At 59.4% G+C, this 16,261-nt stretch carries 16 protein-coding genes and 1 pseudogene; 7 read left to right on the top strand and 10 right to left on the bottom strand.

The annotated features are described in order from the left end of the window. Positions 1 to 147 precede the first annotated feature (147 nt). Positions 148 to 619 (top strand): annotated as a pseudogene (locus AArcSt11_RS07870) (cupin domain-containing protein). Here AArcSt11_RS07870 and AArcSt11_RS07865 read toward each other — a convergent pair. From AArcSt11_RS07865 to AArcSt11_RS07850, 4 genes are read right to left on the bottom strand one after another with little or no spacing between them, the layout of a single operon-like run. Further along, a complete protein-coding gene (locus AArcSt11_RS07865; RefSeq protein ID WP_250596086.1) occupies positions 620 to 1,717 on the bottom strand; it encodes a class I SAM-dependent methyltransferase in 1,098 nt (365 codons plus the stop codon). Beyond that, entirely contained in the window at positions 1,710 to 2,840 is a 1,131-nt protein-coding gene (locus tag AArcSt11_RS07860) for a 60S ribosomal export protein NMD3 (protein ID WP_250596085.1), read from the bottom strand. The genes AArcSt11_RS07865 and AArcSt11_RS07860 overlap by 8 nt, the downstream gene beginning before the upstream one ends. A 26-nt stretch (positions 2,841 to 2,866) precedes the next feature. After that, positions 2,867 to 3,376, bottom strand: coding sequence for a PIN domain-containing protein (locus AArcSt11_RS07855; protein WP_250596084.1), 510 nt, complete (start codon positions 3,374 to 3,376; stop codon positions 2,867 to 2,869). Next, positions 3,376 to 3,669 carry a UPF0175 family protein gene (locus tag AArcSt11_RS07850; RefSeq protein ID WP_250596083.1) on the bottom strand — a complete coding sequence of 98 codons (294 nt, stop codon included), beginning with the start codon at positions 3,667 to 3,669 and terminating at the stop codon, positions 3,376 to 3,378. Before AArcSt11_RS07850 ends, AArcSt11_RS07855 begins: the two co-directional genes overlap by 1 nt. Positions 3,670 to 3,821: 152 nt before the next feature. On the opposite strand from AArcSt11_RS07850, the gene AArcSt11_RS07845 reads away from it, so the two are divergent. The 5 genes from AArcSt11_RS07845 (at position 3,822) to AArcSt11_RS07825 (ending at position 6,783) form a co-directional block, all read left to right on the top strand. Next, complete coding sequence (locus tag AArcSt11_RS07845; protein ID WP_250596081.1) at positions 3,822 to 4,046, top strand: antitoxin VapB family protein; 225 nt, start codon at positions 3,822 to 3,824, stop codon at positions 4,044 to 4,046. After that, positions 4,043 to 4,426: a PIN domain-containing protein gene (locus AArcSt11_RS07840; RefSeq protein WP_250596079.1), complete on the top strand. Its 384-nt coding sequence runs from the start codon at positions 4,043 to 4,045 to the stop codon at positions 4,424 to 4,426. Before AArcSt11_RS07845 ends, AArcSt11_RS07840 begins: the two co-directional genes overlap by 4 nt. Before the next feature lie 465 nt (positions 4,427 to 4,891). Then, positions 4,892 to 5,770 carry a zinc metalloprotease HtpX gene (gene htpX, locus AArcSt11_RS07835; RefSeq protein ID WP_250596077.1) on the top strand — a complete coding sequence of 293 codons (879 nt, stop codon included), beginning with the start codon at positions 4,892 to 4,894 and terminating at the stop codon, positions 5,768 to 5,770. Between the two features lie 48 nt (positions 5,771 to 5,818). Then, a complete protein-coding gene (locus AArcSt11_RS07830; protein ID WP_250596076.1) occupies positions 5,819 to 6,370 on the top strand; it encodes an AAA family ATPase in 552 nt (183 codons plus the stop codon). After that, positions 6,367 to 6,783: an RNA-binding domain-containing protein gene (locus tag AArcSt11_RS07825; protein WP_250596074.1), complete on the top strand. Its 417-nt coding sequence runs from the start codon at positions 6,367 to 6,369 to the stop codon at positions 6,781 to 6,783. The genes AArcSt11_RS07830 and AArcSt11_RS07825 overlap by 4 nt, the downstream gene beginning before the upstream one ends. Here the strand turns inward: AArcSt11_RS07825 and AArcSt11_RS07820 are convergent. The 6 genes from AArcSt11_RS07820 to AArcSt11_RS07795 form a co-directional block, all read right to left on the bottom strand. Then, positions 6,780 to 7,733 carry a nucleoside recognition protein gene (locus tag AArcSt11_RS07820; RefSeq protein ID WP_254714777.1) on the bottom strand — a complete coding sequence of 318 codons (954 nt, stop codon included), beginning with the start codon at positions 7,731 to 7,733 and terminating at the stop codon, positions 6,780 to 6,782. The genes AArcSt11_RS07825 and AArcSt11_RS07820 overlap by 4 nt on opposite strands. 52 nt (positions 7,734 to 7,785) lie before the next feature. Then, positions 7,786 to 8,658: a hypothetical protein gene (locus tag AArcSt11_RS07815; protein ID WP_250596072.1), complete on the bottom strand. Its 873-nt coding sequence runs from the start codon at positions 8,656 to 8,658 to the stop codon at positions 7,786 to 7,788. 46 nt (positions 8,659 to 8,704) lie between these two features. Beyond that, positions 8,705 to 13,081, bottom strand: a complete 4,377-nt coding sequence (locus AArcSt11_RS07810; RefSeq protein ID WP_250596069.1) for a LamG-like jellyroll fold domain-containing protein — start codon at positions 13,079 to 13,081, stop codon at positions 8,705 to 8,707. 297 nt (positions 13,082 to 13,378) lie between these two features. Continuing rightward, complete coding sequence (locus tag AArcSt11_RS07805) at positions 13,379 to 13,909, bottom strand: DUF7344 domain-containing protein (protein ID WP_250596067.1); 531 nt, start codon at positions 13,907 to 13,909, stop codon at positions 13,379 to 13,381. 281 nt (positions 13,910 to 14,190) lie between these two features. Next, entirely contained in the window at positions 14,191 to 14,613 is a 423-nt protein-coding gene (locus tag AArcSt11_RS07800) for a nucleoside 2-deoxyribosyltransferase (protein ID WP_250596065.1), read from the bottom strand. Between the two features lie 42 nt (positions 14,614 to 14,655). After that, the gene (locus AArcSt11_RS07795; RefSeq protein ID WP_250596063.1) at positions 14,656 to 15,141 is read right to left on the bottom strand and encodes a hypothetical protein; all 486 of its coding nucleotides are present in this window, start codon (positions 15,139 to 15,141) and stop codon (positions 14,656 to 14,658) included. A gap of 478 nt (positions 15,142 to 15,619) precedes the next feature. Here AArcSt11_RS07795 and AArcSt11_RS07790 point away from each other — a divergent pair, with 478 nt between their 5' ends. Then, a complete protein-coding gene (locus tag AArcSt11_RS07790; RefSeq protein WP_250596061.1) occupies positions 15,620 to 16,216 on the top strand; it encodes a hypothetical protein in 597 nt (198 codons plus the stop codon). Positions 16,217 to 16,261 lie beyond the last annotated feature (45 nt).

Raw genomic sequence — 16,261 nt, 5'->3', positions numbered from 1 at the left:
GTGCGGGTCGGGAAGTTAGTTTCATTACGTTACTTGGTTCGTTCTGAAACCATTAAATGCGTTTGGCGACAGTGGAGCCACTACGTAACACGAGTGTTACCGAGCAGTCAGTACAGACACAAGTAACTGGATCGCGATGATTCTGGCATGAAAATCAACGAGTCGGACCTCGACTGGACCGAGTACGACCGCGGCGATGCCCAGTTCCGGCGCAAGGAGCTATCGGGTGCGGTCGGAAGCCAGCGTCTGGGCTGTAGCCTCTACGAACTAGCCCCGGGAAGCCGGTCGTGGCCGTATCACTACCATACCGCAAACGAGGAAGCACTCTACGTGCTCTCCGGGAGCGGGCAACTCAAACGCGAGGGCGGGCTTGAACCGCTCCAGTCCGGCGACTTCGTGACGTTTCCGGCGGACGAGCGCGGCGGTCACCGGATCGTCAACGACGGCGACGGGACGCTCCGCTATCTGATGCTCTCGACGATGACCGAACCGGACGTCACGATCTATCCCGAGACGGGCCGCTTCGGCGTCTTCGTCGGGTCACCCCCCGGCGGACGAGGAGCGGTCGCTGCACGGCTACTACGAGCTGGACGACGATGTTGAGTACTGGGACGAGTAGCTACCGGACCCGCACGTCACAGACGACGTGCCAGACGCCTTCCGAGTGGCTCTTGACGCGTCGCTTTTCGACGATCTTGACGTCACGTCCGGCCCGCCCCGCGGCGTCCTCGATCCGCCCGATCGGCCGGTCCCAGAGCCGTGAGTCGGGCGTCGCCGCGTGGACGTGGACGATCCCGCCGGGCGCGACGGCATCGAATGCGGTATCGAGGAACTCGTGGGCTTCCAGCGAGCGCGATCCATCCTCGTCCTCGGTCTCGACGCCGTAGTAGCCCATTACGACGCGATCCACGTCCGAGACGTCGACGTCCCGGCAGTCAGCGCGATAGGCCTCGACGTTCGCCGTCACGTCGTTGAGCACGGCGTTCTCGATCAGGAAGCGGTAGGCGGTGGGGTTGATCTCCGCCGCGGTGACCTGTGCGCCGGCGCGGGCCATCGGGAGCGTGAAGTAGCCGATCCCGGCGAACATGTCGAAGACACGCTCGGGGCCGTCGTTGTCGGTCTCCGGTTCGGGACCGTCATTGCCCGCAACAACGCTACCCATCCGGGCGCGCTCGGCCTTGTTGCCCGGCGAGAACATCACCTCCGCGAGATCGAGCGCGTAGCGCGTCCCGTGTTCGGTGTGGATCGTCTCCGTCTCGCCGATCCCCGCGATTACACGGCCGGTGGGCTCGCGGTGGATGCCCGAGACGCCGCCGTCAGCGAGCACGGTGTCTGCCTCGCCGTGGAGTTCGAGGAGTGCTTCCCCGACCTCCTCTTCGCGGGGGCAGTCCCCGTTGAGACGTACTGTCAGGACGCTGCCGATCACCGCCCACGACGACGGCGCGAGGGCGAGTTCCTCGTCGGTCCAGCCCCGGTCTGCGAGCAGGTCGTTGAGTTCGGGTGCGCGCAACTCCGGGTCCGTCTGGCGCATCACGTCGAGCACGTTCGTTTCCTGCGGTGGCCCAGTCACCGGAAGCGCGACAGTACCATCGTCGTGTTCCGTGACCTTCCGGTCGGCATCGTACACGCCCTCCGCCTGCAGGGAGTCGATCGCCGCCTCGGCACTGGGTTTCTCGACGAGGGCGGCAAGGTCGTTTGGCGGAGCGTCTTCACTCATCGGCAGTCTGTCGCCCCCGTCCGTCCTCCGGCAGGACGTGCAGTCCGGCCCGGCTTTTCAGTACTATCACCGTCTCGGCGTCCGGATCGAGGTAGTCAGGCCGGGAAATCGTATTCGCGCGATAGGTTTCGGGGTCGAGCACCTGTACCGCGTGGTCGTCCTCGACCGTCACGAGGGTGGTTTCCTCTCCGTCCTCGATGCTGCCGAGTCGGCGGGCGTCGGGGGAGTCGCCGTCCTCGTAGGACGCCTCGTAGCGCTCGCCGGTGGTGAGGTAGGTCCCCTTGAGGTTGCCGCGGGCGCTGGTGACGAGTACCGGTCCCTCGTCGTCCTCTTTCGGGTCGATGACGTGGCCCGGCCGATAGGGAGGGAGGCGGATCGCGTAGGTCACGCGATACACCTCGTTGCCGTCCGAATCCTCGGTGACGAGCGTCTCGGCGTCGGTGAAGTGTCCGCCGAACTCGTCGACGACGCGCTGGGAGACCTTCATCCCGATCTTGTTCGTCGACAGGCGGATGTTCAGCCCGTCGTCGTTCTCGGTCATCTCGGTGACGAAGGCGTCCCGGTCGCCCGTCGCCTCCATCTCCGCGACGACCTCGTTGGCGATCTCTTTCGTCCGGCTGATCTCCTCGGCAGTCGGCGTCCGATCGACCCCGCGCAGTTGGACGATGCTGGCGTAGTAATCGCCCGAGATACGCCCGCAGCGCTGGCAGGTCTGGCGGGAGATTTTCACTGGGACAGTGACCTGTTCCTCGACCGGTTCCTCGCCGACGAGCCCAGTAAAGTAACAGTGCATCCGGATCGTCGTCTCGTCGACCTGCTCGGGCTCGACCTGCCAGGAGAACTCGTCGACATCGATATGCACGGCGAGGGCTTCGGTTACCTCGTCGATGGCGACGTCGGTGTAGTCCTCCGCGCCGATGTCGATCCAGCGGTTACCGCGGTGGACCGCCCCGCAGGTCGCACAGACCAGGACCTGCACGCGGTCGGGCGCGTTGATCAGTTCGAACTCCTCAAAGTAGCAGTCATCACAGAGGGCGGCGTCGCCGCGGCGGGCCTCGCGGACGTCAAGTGGCGTCTCGATCGAGTCGCCACAGCGCGGGCAGAAGGCACGAGAATCGGTCATGGACCGATCGTACGGCGGGATGTCGTTTAAACGCCGCGTTCTTCCCCACTCTCACCGAGCTCTCGAAGCTGCGTTTCGACCTTCGTATACACTTTCGGATGCAGATTCATCCCCCGATCCACGAGGTCATATAGCAGATCGGTGGCCGCCCGGGCGTCGATGACTCCCTCTTTCGTACACTTGAGCAGCAGCGTCGTCACCCACCAGCACTCGACTCCCTGTGTCCGGCCCACTTCGATAAGCCCCTTGTCGTTTGCGAGCAGGACCGTTTCCTCATCTCTGGCAGCAATGATCACGCCCGCGTCAGCCGGTGTAATTCCCTCAAGCTCGGCCATCTCGTCTGCGTCTGCGGGCGTCTCAGTGATTTCGATGTCGTCGAGGAACGATTTCAGCGATGCGGTACCGGGCTTGCCCGCTTCGAGTACCTCCTCGCGGACGGCTTCGATCATCCGTATCTCCTCGAATACTGCACTGATCAGGTCGAGCCGACCAACTCGCGCGAGTGGGATCAGTGCAGATGAATCGACCACGACCATCAGATACGCTCTAGATCCCGTTCGAGATCGTCGGTCGTATAGCCCCCGTCGACTCCCTCCTCTGCGGCGAGGGTGACCATCTCGACGTAGCTCGTCTCTGCGAGTTCGGCCGCACTGCGGAGCGTTAGCTCGTGGTTCCGTAGGCCCTCCAGCGCTTTTTCGCGTTTCCACTCCGCAAGTCCGTCACCGATGAGACGCCGAAGAACCTCCGAGCGATCGGCCGTTAGCTCCGCTTCGAGTTCGGCGAGTGCCTCCGCGTCGTCCTCGGGAATCCGCGTTGTGACCGTCTTCATCGTTACGAGAACCTACGTTACGATACGTGTTAGATGTAACGGTACGCTGAGTATCATATAGCCGTTCGATCGGATATCGCAGTATGAGGACGAGTCAGCTCCCGGTCATCACTCCCTCACGAATAAATACGTGTAGACGTATACCTACATGTATGGCCACGAAAAGTCTCACGATCACCGAGGAGGCGTACGAACGATTGAAAGCGCATAAACGAGAGGATGAGAGCTTTACGGACACGATCCTTCGACTTACGGGAAGTGACAAGGATGTAATGAAAGGGTTCGGAGCAATGCAGGATGTCGAGGGATTCCGTGCGGCTGTGACCACAACGCGCGATGAACTGGATGCCGATCTCCGGGAGCGTGACACGCGGTGATCGCCCTGGACACCACGTTTCTCGTGGACTATCTCGACGGCAATTCCGCAGTCCAGGAGTTCCTCGAACCGCGCAGGGACAAACCGTTTTACGCTCCGTCGCTGGCGCTGTTTGAGGCGTATCGCGGCGCGGCCACCTCGGCAGGTCGCGATGGAGTAGACAGAGTTGCAACCAGTCTGGACTGGATCGAGCCGCTGGCGGTAACCGACGGGGCCGCTCGGGAGGCCGCGGCAATCGAAGCCGAACTACTCGCTGCTGGCACTCCGATCAATCTCGGCGACGTGCTCATTGCGGGTGTGTGTCGTCACAATGGTGCACGTCTCGTTACTTGCGACGGCGACTTCGAACACGTCGAGGGCCTTCAGACTGTGTGCTACTGATCCTGGCTATAGCGGCTCATCCTCGCCGATTTTGCACAATCCGCGCGTTTCAGACTACGTAACGACTGTTCCCGTGATGTAGTCAGGAGCCCGGTTCCCCCGTTCACGATGACACTGGCTTCGTCGACCACCAGAGTAGAGTGACTCCGACTATCGCCAGTGTACTACCAATGACCAGGTAGACGAGCCCGAGGGAGGGTGCAGCATACGGTACCGCAGGTAGTTGGACAAGCCCCCCGACCAGAGCCACCACACCGAGCACGAGGGCGAGGAGCTTTCGGCGGTGTCTCCGCAACTCCTCACGTAGCACCTGTCGCGTGGGGTTGTCCTGACTGTGTTCCGACGAGCCCATTATTTCTATTCGACTATAGTTTGATAAAAATGTGACGGTGATGATTCCTGCGAATACCGTAACAGCCAGTCGATGTAGGACGCCTTAATGTCGTCCAGCACATAGATACGGGTATGCAGTGGAAAGCCGACTGGGGTCTCCGCGCCCGAATGGGTCTCACTATGTTCCTCCTGTTTGCCCTCTATATCGTCTTCTTCGCGGCGATTATTGTGGTTACTGAGGGACAAAGCATACTGCTCGCCGCCATGCTGATCGGCGGCTTCTCTCTCATCCAGTACTTCTACAGCGACAAGCTGGCACTCAAAAGTATGGGTGCGAAAACGGTCAGCGAGGAGGAGTACCCACAGCTACACGCACAGGTCGCCCGCCTCTCACAGCAGGCCGACCTGCCAAAGCCGAAAGTCGCGGTTGCCGACGACAGGGTTCCCAACGCCTTCGCGACCGGGCGGAACCAGCGCAACGCAGCGGTCTGTGTGACGACCGGCCTCCTCAAACAGTTGAACGACGACGAACTCGAAGGCGTGATCGCCCACGAACTCGCCCACATCAAGAACCGGGACGTCATGGTGATGACCATCGCCTCGTTCCTGTCGACGCTCGCCTTTATGATCGTCCGGTGGGGCGCGTTCTTCGGCGGCGGACGAAACCGACAGGGCGGCGGCATCATCGTCGCCATCCTGATCTCGCTCGTGGTATGGATCATCAGCTACATCCTGATCCGCGCGCTGAGCCGCTACCGCGAGTATGCGGCCGACCGCGGCGCGGCGTCGATCACCGGCAAGCCCGACGCGCTGGCCTCGGCGCTGATGACGATCTCGGGCGAGATGGAGAAGATCCCGACCAACGACATGCGCGATGAGGCCGAAATGAACGCCTTCTTCATCATCCCGATCTCGAAGGGCTCGATCGCAAAACTGTTCAGCACGCACCCGCCGACCGAGAAGCGCATCGAACAGCTGAATCAGCTCAGCGCCGAGATGAGCGGGCGGTAAGTCGCCGATTCACAGCGCTTAAGCGCACGTCGGCGCTATCCGTTTTCAATGAGAGTAATCGGAACCGTCGGCCTCGCCGGGAGCGGCAAGGGCGAAGCCGCGACCGTCGCCGAGGAACAGGGCGTCCCCGTCGTGACGATGGGCGACGTGATCCGCGAGGAGTGTCGGGACCGGGGGTTCGATCCGGCCACCCAGCACGGCACCGTCGCGCAAGCGCTCCGCGAGGAGAACGGTCCCGCGGCAGTCGCCGAGCGCTCCCTGCCGCTGCTGCGGGACGCGCTGGAGGACAACGACACCGTCCTCGTCGACGGCATCCGGAGCGACGTCGAGGTCGACGTCTTCAAGGAGGCCTTCGGCGAGGCGTTCTACCTCGTCAGTATCGAGGCCCCCTTCGAGGTCCGAGCGGAGCGGGTTACCGACCGCGGTCGCGATGCGGACGCTGAGAGCGGTGGCGAGTCACTCCGCGAGCGCGACGAGCGCGAACTCGGCTTCGGGATGGATCGGGCGATGGATCGAGCGGACCTGACGATCGAGAACACCGACAGTCTGGACGCATTCCGCGAGCAAGTCAAGCGTGTCATCGAGGGTGAACTCGCATGATCTACAGCATCGACATCGAGATCACGGCACCGGTGCGGGATACCGAAGTAACCGACCGCGTCGCCGACGCGGTGACGAACCTCTTTCCCGAAGCGGAGGTTACAGAGGAGCCCGGCGAGATCCGCGCCGAAGCACACTCGATGGACCACTTCTCCGAACAGCTCCACCGCCAGGAGATCCTCGACACCGCCCGCGGGGCCTTCTTCGAGAACCATAACCGCGACGTCTTCACCTTCGAGCTGAAAAAACAGCCCGCCTTCGAGGGTGTCGTCAACTTCGCGGTTGGCAACCCGGACGAGCTCGGCGATATGCACGTTCGCGTGTACGTCGACGAGCCGTCAGTCGAGGAGTTTATCGATGCCGTCGCGCCGCCGACCGAGGACGGCAAGCCGATCACGAGCGAGGACCGCTAGACGAGCAAGAGCAATCCGACGGTCAGGCTGATAAACACGATTTTCATGACCGTATTTACCACGATCACCTTCGTCCCGAACTCCGCACCCCAGATGCCGTACTGGAACGGGATCGATCGCTTGAACGTCGAGAAGGCAAAGGAGACGACGCCGCCGACGAGCATGGCGATCACCGCCTGCGTCGGTGTAAACGGATCGCCGAGCTGTGGCGCGATGGCGACCGCCCCGGCCGTCGTGTCGACTGCGTAGATCGCGATCACCGGGATCGCTTCCGGTGGTAAATCGAGCAGCCCCGACAGCGGCGCGGCGAAATCCAGTGCTTCGGCGATGTCGTAGGACTCGATCAGCACGACCACGAGGGCGTAGATGATAGCCAGCCGGGGGACGACCTTCCGGAGGAGTTTCCAGGTGCGTTCGAGCGCGCTGCGGACCTTCTCTCGTCGGGTGCGCTCCTCGCTCTCCGGCCCCTCGACCGCATCCATCGCGGTCGGATTGACGTTTCGGTCGGAGAGCAAGAACGCCCCGGCAAGGATCCCGGTGAGCGTGATCGCCAGCGCGATACCAGCGCGCGCACCGACGTAGAGCACGCCGACCTGCACGCCGAGGATCGGGATGAGCACCGGAACGTAGAACGTGAAGATGTGCTGGACGAAGCCGAAGAACGTGTTGATGATGACGGCGACCAGGGTCGCCCGGTCGTCGAGCAGCCCAGATTCGCGAAACTCCGCGAGCATGCCGTACCCCGCGGTAGTCGAGGTTGCGGTGGTGAGGATGGCCGTGCCGACCTCGTCGGGGAGATTTGCCGGGCTGGTCAGTGGTTTCGAGAGGACGGCGATGTACTCGACAGCCCCGAACTCGACGGCGAGGTTCGCGAGCGTGACGCCGACGCCGATGGCGAGGGCGATGGTGAGGATTCGGGGGAGGACGTCGGAGAGGAGGAGGGTTGTCACTACGTGTCGGTCAGGAGTAGATGACAAAAAGAGCTACTAGTTCGGGGCGGGATCAGTACTCGCCACAGGTGGCGTTGTCGAGGCAGAGGTTGATAGTTTTGGAGCTATCGTCGCCGAAGTACAGCGTGATGCGAACGTTTTCGCCTTCCATTTTGAGCTGATCTCCAGCCTCATTTCGGAACCGGTCAAATTCGAACTCGAACTCTTCTCCCTCAGGGAGAGTGAGATCACTGTCAAAGTCTCGGCGTGTGTAAGTGTCCGGATCCGAGCTATCAATCGGAATCGAAGTAGTGACCAGATCCTGACCGTCACCGACGAAGCTGGTCCCTTCGTCTCGGTTCTTTTTGTCTGCGACTCGATCAGCGTCGTCCCGTGTCGTTGCGTTGATGCCGACTCCTGTAAACGTCACGTTTTTGGTACCCGTGTTCTCGATATCAAACTCGAACTTTCCGCTCCCACCCGGCGCTTTTGCTCTCCCAGTAAAATTGACGATCTCCGACTGTGGAACCGAGAAGTCACGACGTAGCTCGATCGTCCCCTTTTTCGTTTCGTCTTCGTACAGTTCCGCTGTAACATCCACGAGTACGTCCTCGGAATCGTCGTCAGACTCGATCTCTACACTTCGACTTGCGTCCGGATCCAGTGTTCCATCGTCGGGGAACGTGTACGGTGAGGACTCCCCGTTGAAGGTCACTGTAGTATCTACTTCTTCTAACGTTACAACCATTCCCAGCCCGGTTTTGTTCGTAAATATGGGGTCGTCAGTCGAATCGATATTGTCGATCTTGAGGAGTGCCTCCGAGTCATCGACGGCATTCACCGAGATCCCGCGCCCGGCGTTCACGGAGCTAAATGCGCCAGTGCCGTACAGCGCGCCAACGGAGATCGAAGTGGCCCCCAGCCCCATGAACGCACGCCGCTTCATAACTAACTATATGTATTCAGCAACCATATTCGCTTCGGCTAGACGATCAAGATGACGGAACTGATTCGAATTCCAGGACTGCCGACCGTTCGACACCCGAATCGTCCTCGAAGTAGACGACAACAGTGATGTCCTCGTCCTCCATGTCGACCGGGTTAGTATTGTCACTTGCTCCTGCCTGCTCCCTGAACTCGCCCACATTGAATCGGCCATCGGTATCCGGGTCGAGGGGCGTTTCAGTACCGTAACTCAATTCGATCACCTGACCGCTCGTTCCGTCACCCACCTCGAAGGTCCCGCTTGTACTCGCTTCGGCAGCTAAATCTCCAGTCGCGTCCAGCAGCACCTCATCCCGGTCTTCGGTTTCGTATTCTAGCCAGTCAGCGTCGGCAGTTGTTCCACGTACCTCGATGTCTGTGATCAGCAAGTCTTCAGTATAGGTGTTCGTGACGTCGAAGCCGACTGTCGCTCGCTCACCGTCCTCGGTGAAATCGAACGCGGTTGCGGTGTCGGGTACGTACTCGATCCAGCCATCGTCGACCAACTCGACATCGACGATCGCCGGGTCGTCCGTAGCTACCTCGACGTCGGGGACGGTCTCTGTTTCGTAGTTTTCGTCTTCGACAGTCACCTCGTAGGTGCCAGGAGCAACAGTGAGAGCATACGAGCCGTCACTATCAGTCTGTGTCTCCTCGACTACCGTTCCGCCATCCAGCGCGGAAACTGTCGCTCCATCAATGCCATCGCCGGTCAACTGGTCCGTGACTGTGCCTTCGATAGCATCACGCACTTCGATACTGTCGGTCCGTTCGTCGTCGTCGCTTGTTCCGCGGTGGTCGTACGTCCCAGTCGCATCTGGAAGCTCGATCTCGAACTCGACGGTATCGCTCTCTCCCCCGTCGAGTTCGAGTTCCTGTGTCACGGTTTCCGGGCTGGCAACGTAGGACACTGCGTTGCCGAGAAGCCGGTCTGCATCGTCGGTGTACTGGTCCTCCGAGACGAAGTTCGACCGCCCGATTCCGAGCAACACTTCGTCTCGTTCGTCCTCGACCAGCACCGTCGGCCCATCAGTTTCGCCATCAGCTGATCGGACAGACCCGACAGTCGTCCCACTGTACTGGTCGATCCATACCCTGTCCGCAAAGTCATCCGTCGAACCATCGTGAATGGTGAACGGTTCACCAGTATCGACGATTCCCTCGAACACGGGATGGTCTTCGGTGACATCCACGACGACCGGGGGATCGGCCGTGTACACTTCTGCGTATCCGCCTACATCCTCGCGAATGGCCGCCAACCGGAGCAAGCCGTCCGAATACGACTCGGGAGGCTCATCTACGATCCCTTCTCGATCCGCCCACTGACCGAGATACACCGCCCCGGTATCTGTCGACTCGATCTCGTCGACGAGGTCGTCTGCCAGGCCGTCACTGCCGAACCGCTGGACGACGACCACGTCGTACTCGTCAACCTGCCCCAGGATGTCCTCGGTGCGCATCGTCTCGACGTCGTACTCGCCTGGCAGTTCGCCGTCCAACGTTTCGGCGATATCTTCACCGTGGACCAGTTCCTCGTCGACGACTGCGACAGAGTACGCCTCCAGTTCGTACCCGATCGTCTGTGTATCGCCGAGATCACCGATGTTTTCGACTGTGACCGTCGAGGTAATCGTCTCACCAGTCATCCCGCTGTCGGGCTCGACAGCAATAATGGCGAACTCCGCAGGATTCGGTTCCGTCCCCTCACCAATATCGGAACTGGCCTCACCCCAGACCGTTTTACCGTCCGCTGGATCACCGAGGTACCGGTTCTGGAACGCGACTCCCCGGTAGTCGTCGAACTCGTCGACGGTGTCGATCCGAAGCGGCTCGTCGGTGAGTTCTGCACCGTCGACCTCGAACAGTCGAAGCTCAATGGTGTTTGCACCCCAGTCGACCATGATCTCGTACTCCGTATCGGCGTCGAGATCGATATCCCTGTCATCGAGGTTCGGGTAGTTCTCGAAGTCGCCGTCCTCGCTGTACAACTGGACCGTTGCGTCGTTATCAGGTTCCTCGCTCGTCGGATCGAGTTTGACCGTGTAGCCGCGGATCGGATCGTCCCGGTCGACGCCGAAGCCGAACGTCGTGACGACATCTTCTTGTCCGAGCGTAGTCGTAGCGGTGATCGTATCGCCCGGATCTGGGTAGTAGTTCAGATCCCGCTCGGCATACGGCTCCGGACCACCGAGCCCGGGTGACGAGTAGAGCCGGGAACTGTCCCCGAGAACCAACTGATCGTCCGCGGTCGAGTGGGAGTCAGTCGGCGAGCCGTCGTAGTTGACGCGGTACTGGTCATCGAGGACGCTTGGGGGGTACTCGAAGTCGTCGATCAATCCGGGATCGGCTGCGGGCGTAACCTCAACGAACGCGAGCTTCTGATTGGAGCCGAGGTCTGCCGAGTCGATCCGGAGCTGTCCGCCGGTCACCTCGACGGTCCCCTGATGGGTGACGAAATTCGAACCGCCTTCGCCCTCCTCATCGACGAAGGTGGTGTCCTCGACTGCAACCGTGTGATCGGAGTCCGTGTGGTCCGGATCGCCCATCACGAGCGTCACGTCGTACGATCCATCGGGTACAGCCACTGCCCAGGATTCCTCCTCGGCAGTGTCCCAGTTCATATGTGCGAGCGTGTCGTATCTGACGTTCTCGACACTGTTTCGCTCGCGGTATTCCTCGACCGGGCCGTCGATCCACCCGTAGTCCACGTCCGCATCGTGTTCGCCAAATGCCTCGCCGACATCTGCGAGGTAGCCCTCAGGAGTCTCGCCGTCGAACTCACCATCAGGTGGCTGGAAGTTCACCCGTACGGGATCGATCTCGTCCGTCGCGGAATCGCCAGCCAGTTCGACTCTGGACAGTACCGGCGAACGCTCGACATCCGGCGTCTCCATCTCGACCACCAGACGGAAGCTGTCGGCCTCGCCCACGAGTCCTTCGACGTTATAGGTCTCGATGCCAGCATCTAGCTCGATCGGATCGCTGATCGCCGTCGACCCATCGTCGTAGAATGCTTCGATCCGTACTGAGGCGTCACCACTGTTGGTCAGTACGTCGACACCCGTCAATTCAAGCGTTTCGAGGTCTATCGGGTCCGCAGCAGTTCTCTGGCCACTCGTGTAGCTTCCGGTACTAATGTCTTCGAGCGCAGTTACCTTGGTTTCGGTGAGTGCCCGGTCGTACAACCGCACCTCGTCCATCCGCCCGTCGAGATGTCGGTCCGAATCGTCGAGGTTCTCACCGATTCCAACATCGAACTCACTTGCGTCGGTCATATCGCCATCGACCGTCGTAGCTCCTTCCAGTTCGCCGTCAACGTAGATTCGTGCCTCATCCCCGTCGTAGACGCCAGTGAGGTGGTACCATCGATCCGTCTCTACCTCGATGCCGCTGTTCGCCTCGTTCCAGTCACCGTCGTGGATCGTGAACGTTGGCTCGTTGCCGTTGGCCAACTGCAGGTTGTACGATGTGTCGGACTTCTGAACGAGCGCGACCCAGTTCTCGTCGCTCTGATCGCTCGCCTGATTCACCCACGTGGATACCGTCACGGCGTCGCCGTCGCTCATCTCCAGGCTCTCGTCGTGGGGCACTTCCACGTGACTACTCTCCCCGTCGAACTGGTAGCTCGTCGTTTCGAGCAGCCCGTCAGCGCCGATCACGGGACTGTCAACGTGATCGCCGTCGTTACCGGCCCCAGAGACATCCTCGGCCACGGTCCCGGTCTCCTCGTCCAGTGGCCAGTATCCCACAAGCCCGTCGTCCGTTCCCTCGTAGCCCAGCTGGATCGCGTCGTCCTGTCGGTCGCCGAACGTCTCGTGGACAACACCATCCTGCTCGTCGGCGTCTGCCCAGTCAGCCTGTGTTTCCCAGACGAGTGGATCTCCTGGCGGGAGCGGACCGCCACCGCCACCACCTCCCGTACACGTGTACGAGAACTGCGTCGTAAACGAAGCATCCTGTACGGAGATACCCGCACTGACCGCTTGATCGACACTGATAGTGAGTTCCGCCGTTCCCTCACCGCCTCCACCGTCACACTCCATTACCAGTTCAGTCGACTCCGCCGCCTGTAGCTGATCGTCGAATCCGTCACTGATCCGTACGTCACCGTCCCCAGAAGCAAAACTAATAGTCGTCTGTAGGTCGGTGATCTCCTGTCCGAAATTGTTCGTGATCCGAGCGACTGTTGCGTCATCCTGCCGCCCGTCTATCGACTCGTCGATCGTCTCAAGCCCGAGAAGGGCCTCCGACTGGTCGTCGGCGATGTCCCCGGAGACGCCACGGTCTGCGGCAAACGATGAAAACCCAAACGTCGGTCCGAACAGTACGACACCCGCGACGAGAAGGAACACCAGACCGAGAGACATGAAGACCCGCGATTTCATACGAGCAACTCCGAACTACCACCTGGCAATTTTGCTTGACAGTCAAACAGCACTGGCCGTCTCGGTCTCTCGAACGAGCAGGAAACACCACGCGAGGCTAAATGAGTCGCTGTCGGATTCTCTGGAGGACAGCATGCCCCACGACGGTACATTAATAAATGGTTTATTCTCAAACATAATAACTTCTGTGAACACTACTAACTAGAAAACAAACGTAGTTACGCTCGAAGACGTCTTCAGTGGTCCAATTTGCGCTTCGGTCAGTGAGTAGTACGGATCAACGGATTGGTCTGACGATTACGGCGGCCGTTCCATCTCTCCAAGCCGGTTTTGCCGTCCCTGATAGATGTGATATCCTGCCGAGCCCGCAAACAGCACCAGCACCGCAAACGCCCATCCAAGTCCCGGCATCGTCTCGGTCGGCAATACCTCGAACCAGACCCCAGCGAGCACCAGCGCGCCGATGATCGACAGCCCGAGATAGTACTCCCCCCACGGGATCGAGTCGCCCGGCACGATGTCCATGTAGACTTCCATCCGTTCGGCCTGCTCGGTCAGCGTCACCTCGCCGTTCTCGTAGACGACCATCCCGGCGTCGTCGAGCGTCGGCAGGTGCGTCTGCTGGAGCGACGTGTAGACGCGCTTTCGTTCCTTGGAGTCCAGTTCGTTTATCTCCTTGTCGAGCTCCCAGGCGGCGACCTGCTCGGCGAGATCCGAGACCGTTACCGTCTCGCCTTGCTGTTTGCAGAAGTGGATGGTGTACCGGCGGCGATGGTTGCTCAGGAGATCGAAGATCTCGCCCCGGTCGGGCATCTCGTCGGCAGACATACGGTTATTGCAGGAGATGTAAGGATGGTTGTTAGTTGTTTCGGGTCACAGAACGATTTGTTTACGTGGTTGGCTCTGGTTCTAACGGTACTAACAGCCCGAAAGCCCCTGGCCGGCTCCGGTCGAGGGGCTCGCTGCGCGCCTCACTTCGTTCGGTGCTTGGGTCGCCCGTCGTCCCGGACCCGGCCAGCCCCTTTCAGTCCCACCCGTGTTCCTGTGTAGGCGAGTGCTATACGTGGAAGGATCGGGCGGCAGAAATCTGCGGGCGAGTCTTCGGCAGCTCAGACGTGCTCGGTCAGGAACGCGTCGATCGCCGGCTTGGCGTCGTCGAGCGTTTCGTACTCGATCACGTCGACATCGGGATTCCCGCGGACCATCGCCGACAGCTCGTGGTCGGCGTCGGGCCCGTACAGCGCGAGTATCGGTTTGTCCCAGGCGACGGCCCGCCCGAGTTCGTAGCCCACGCCCAGACTCGGGGTAGTAACCTCTGCGAAAACGGCGTCAGCCTCATTGAGCCATTCGACATCTTGCTCGTAGATGTCGGCGTCCGTGAGTCCCTGCGCCTGTTCGTTGGCTTCGACGTTCTCTTCGGCTATGTGCTCAGTGAGGACGTCGCCGTGGGTGTTGAGGTGGTCGACCAGGTCAGCGTAGATGTCAATGTCGGAGCGGCCGCCGCGGATCGAGGCACTGAAGAAGAGGTTCATCTTATAACATACCGCATTTAGAAAATTAAATTGTAAGAAGTACTACTCAGGAGATGGTGTAGCCGTGATGGTAACTTCTCCACTGAAATTATCACCGTCAGTAGCACCATCTGTTATTATATCTATACTGATGTCTTCTTCGTCAGTTATACCATCTGGAGAAACTGGCTCGAATTCGATATTAATCGGACTTGGATCATCAATATCAAACGTAATATCGATATCTGAATCTGAGTTATTAACTATTGTAAACGCATTATCAATCGAGATAGTTGCGTTTCGATTAACGCCCGAGGCGTCACCCAGATTCTGATCGCTCAGGTCAATCACTAGAAGACCATCTTCTTCAGTTACATAATCTGAATCATTGGCTTGTAGACCTACAAGGGCGCTGGAGTCGTCTGCTACGGCCACCTCAACAGTACGATTCGCTTCAACACTACTGAACGCGCCCGTACCGAATACTGCGCCGCCGCCGACTGTCAGTGCACCGAGTCCGATCAGAACGCTTCGTCGATTGGATTTCATGGTTGAATCTTGTTGCGCTTAGTTTGCGCTTACTCAGTCGTAACAACCCTACCCACATTGTATTAGGGGGCTTGAAACTCGGATTGCCGAGCGATATTCCGTTCAAGCCGGGCTTGAAACCGGTGGTGTCTGGTGATTCCGGTGAATTGATTTTTAGGGAATTCGGCCATTGCTATCGGTATCTAGACCCGCTGGAACCGCAGAAATAGCTGCAATTTGTAGAATTTTTAGAAATTGTGGACCTCAGTCGGCGTCGATCGCCCCTGTCTCACTCCTCGACGACGTACCGGACTTCCCAAAAACTGGGGTTCAAGCTCGGCTTGCTGGCTGGCAAGCGAAGCGATAGTAAGTTCAAGCTACTCAATACAAAGTGGGTAGGGTGTAGAGTACTGATCAGAAGGTCGGCTGGTAATCCAACCTTACGGGTTCCGGCGCAGACTCAACGGAGAATATAACCATGCCAACAAGTAGACGCAACATGATAGTCGGACTGGGCGCATTGACAGTGGGCGGCGGCGCGGTCTTCGGATCGGGTGCGTTTAGCAGCGTTAGTGCAGAGCGTTCGGTTGAAGTTAACGTTATCAATAACGCAGGAGACATAGCCGATGAATTCGTAGATGTCGTGATTGATCCGACTGATTACGATAGCATCGGGCTTGATAATGCTACCGGTGTATCGGACTCTGATTACGATCAAACTCCAAATCTGGGTGATGACGCAGCCAGTCTGGTAGCAGACGACCTAACAATCGTATTTGGAGCAACGGATGGTGGTGGTGATTTCGATAATCTTGATTCAATCCCAGCAAACTCTACAGTCACATACGACGATCTATTCACAGTAATAAATGATGGTACTGATGCCGGGGAGAATGATTTCACAGTTACATTCGACTTCGATGACGAAGAAGGAACGGCCAACTACGATCTTTCGTTCGAGGACACTGCGGATAGTCCAGATAACGCACTAACGGTGGATGAAGACAGTAATGAAACGATGGCCCAGACAGAACTCACCACGGGAGACAGCGACGACACTGATGGGCTACTTACTATCACGATCGAAGAGGCCTGATTGACCTCATTCGGTAGTTCAACTGCCAACCTCCGCGATTAAGAG

This window comes from Natranaeroarchaeum aerophilus (genome assembly GCF_023638055.1).
GTDB classification, from domain to species: domain Archaea; phylum Halobacteriota; class Halobacteria; order Halobacteriales; family Natronoarchaeaceae; genus Natranaeroarchaeum; species Natranaeroarchaeum aerophilum.
Note: the sequence above shows the minus strand (reverse complement) of the source record. Positions and strands in the feature narration are given on the sequence as shown.

What these genes read in the sequence shown, in the direction of transcription:
- AArcSt11_RS07795 (WP_250596063.1), bottom strand. Translation starts at nt 15,141, where the DNA reads ATGAAATCCAATCGACGAAGCGTTCTGATCGGACTCGGTGCACTGACA.
- AArcSt11_RS07790 (WP_250596061.1), top strand. Translation starts at nt 15,620, where the DNA reads ATGATAGTCGGACTGGGCGCATTGACAGTGGGCGGCGGCGCGGTCTTC.
- AArcSt11_RS07815 (WP_250596072.1), bottom strand. Translation starts at nt 8,658, where the DNA reads ATGAAGCGGCGTGCGTTCATGGGGCTGGGGGCCACTTCGATCTCCGTT.
- AArcSt11_RS07825 (WP_250596074.1), top strand. Translation starts at nt 6,367, where the DNA reads ATGATCTACAGCATCGACATCGAGATCACGGCACCGGTGCGGGATACC.
- htpX (WP_250596077.1), top strand. Translation starts at nt 4,892, where the DNA reads ATGCAGTGGAAAGCCGACTGGGGTCTCCGCGCCCGAATGGGTCTCACT.
- AArcSt11_RS07860 (WP_250596085.1), bottom strand. Translation starts at nt 2,840, where the DNA reads ATGACCGATTCTCGTGCCTTCTGCCCGCGCTGTGGCGACTCGATCGAG.
- AArcSt11_RS07830 (WP_250596076.1), top strand. Translation starts at nt 5,819, where the DNA reads ATGAGAGTAATCGGAACCGTCGGCCTCGCCGGGAGCGGCAAGGGCGAA.
- AArcSt11_RS07800 (WP_250596065.1), bottom strand. Translation starts at nt 14,613, where the DNA reads ATGAACCTCTTCTTCAGTGCCTCGATCCGCGGCGGCCGCTCCGACATT.
- AArcSt11_RS07805 (WP_250596067.1), bottom strand. Translation starts at nt 13,909, where the DNA reads ATGTCTGCCGACGAGATGCCCGACCGGGGCGAGATCTTCGATCTCCTG.
- AArcSt11_RS07845 (WP_250596081.1), top strand. Translation starts at nt 3,822, where the DNA reads ATGGCCACGAAAAGTCTCACGATCACCGAGGAGGCGTACGAACGATTG.
- AArcSt11_RS07810 (WP_250596069.1), bottom strand. Translation starts at nt 13,081, where the DNA reads ATGAAATCGCGGGTCTTCATGTCTCTCGGTCTGGTGTTCCTTCTCGTC.
- AArcSt11_RS07850 (WP_250596083.1), bottom strand. Translation starts at nt 3,669, where the DNA reads ATGAAGACGGTCACAACGCGGATTCCCGAGGACGACGCGGAGGCACTC.
- AArcSt11_RS07865 (WP_250596086.1), bottom strand. Translation starts at nt 1,717, where the DNA reads ATGAGTGAAGACGCTCCGCCAAACGACCTTGCCGCCCTCGTCGAGAAA.
- AArcSt11_RS07855 (WP_250596084.1), bottom strand. Translation starts at nt 3,376, where the DNA reads ATGGTCGTGGTCGATTCATCTGCACTGATCCCACTCGCGCGAGTTGGT.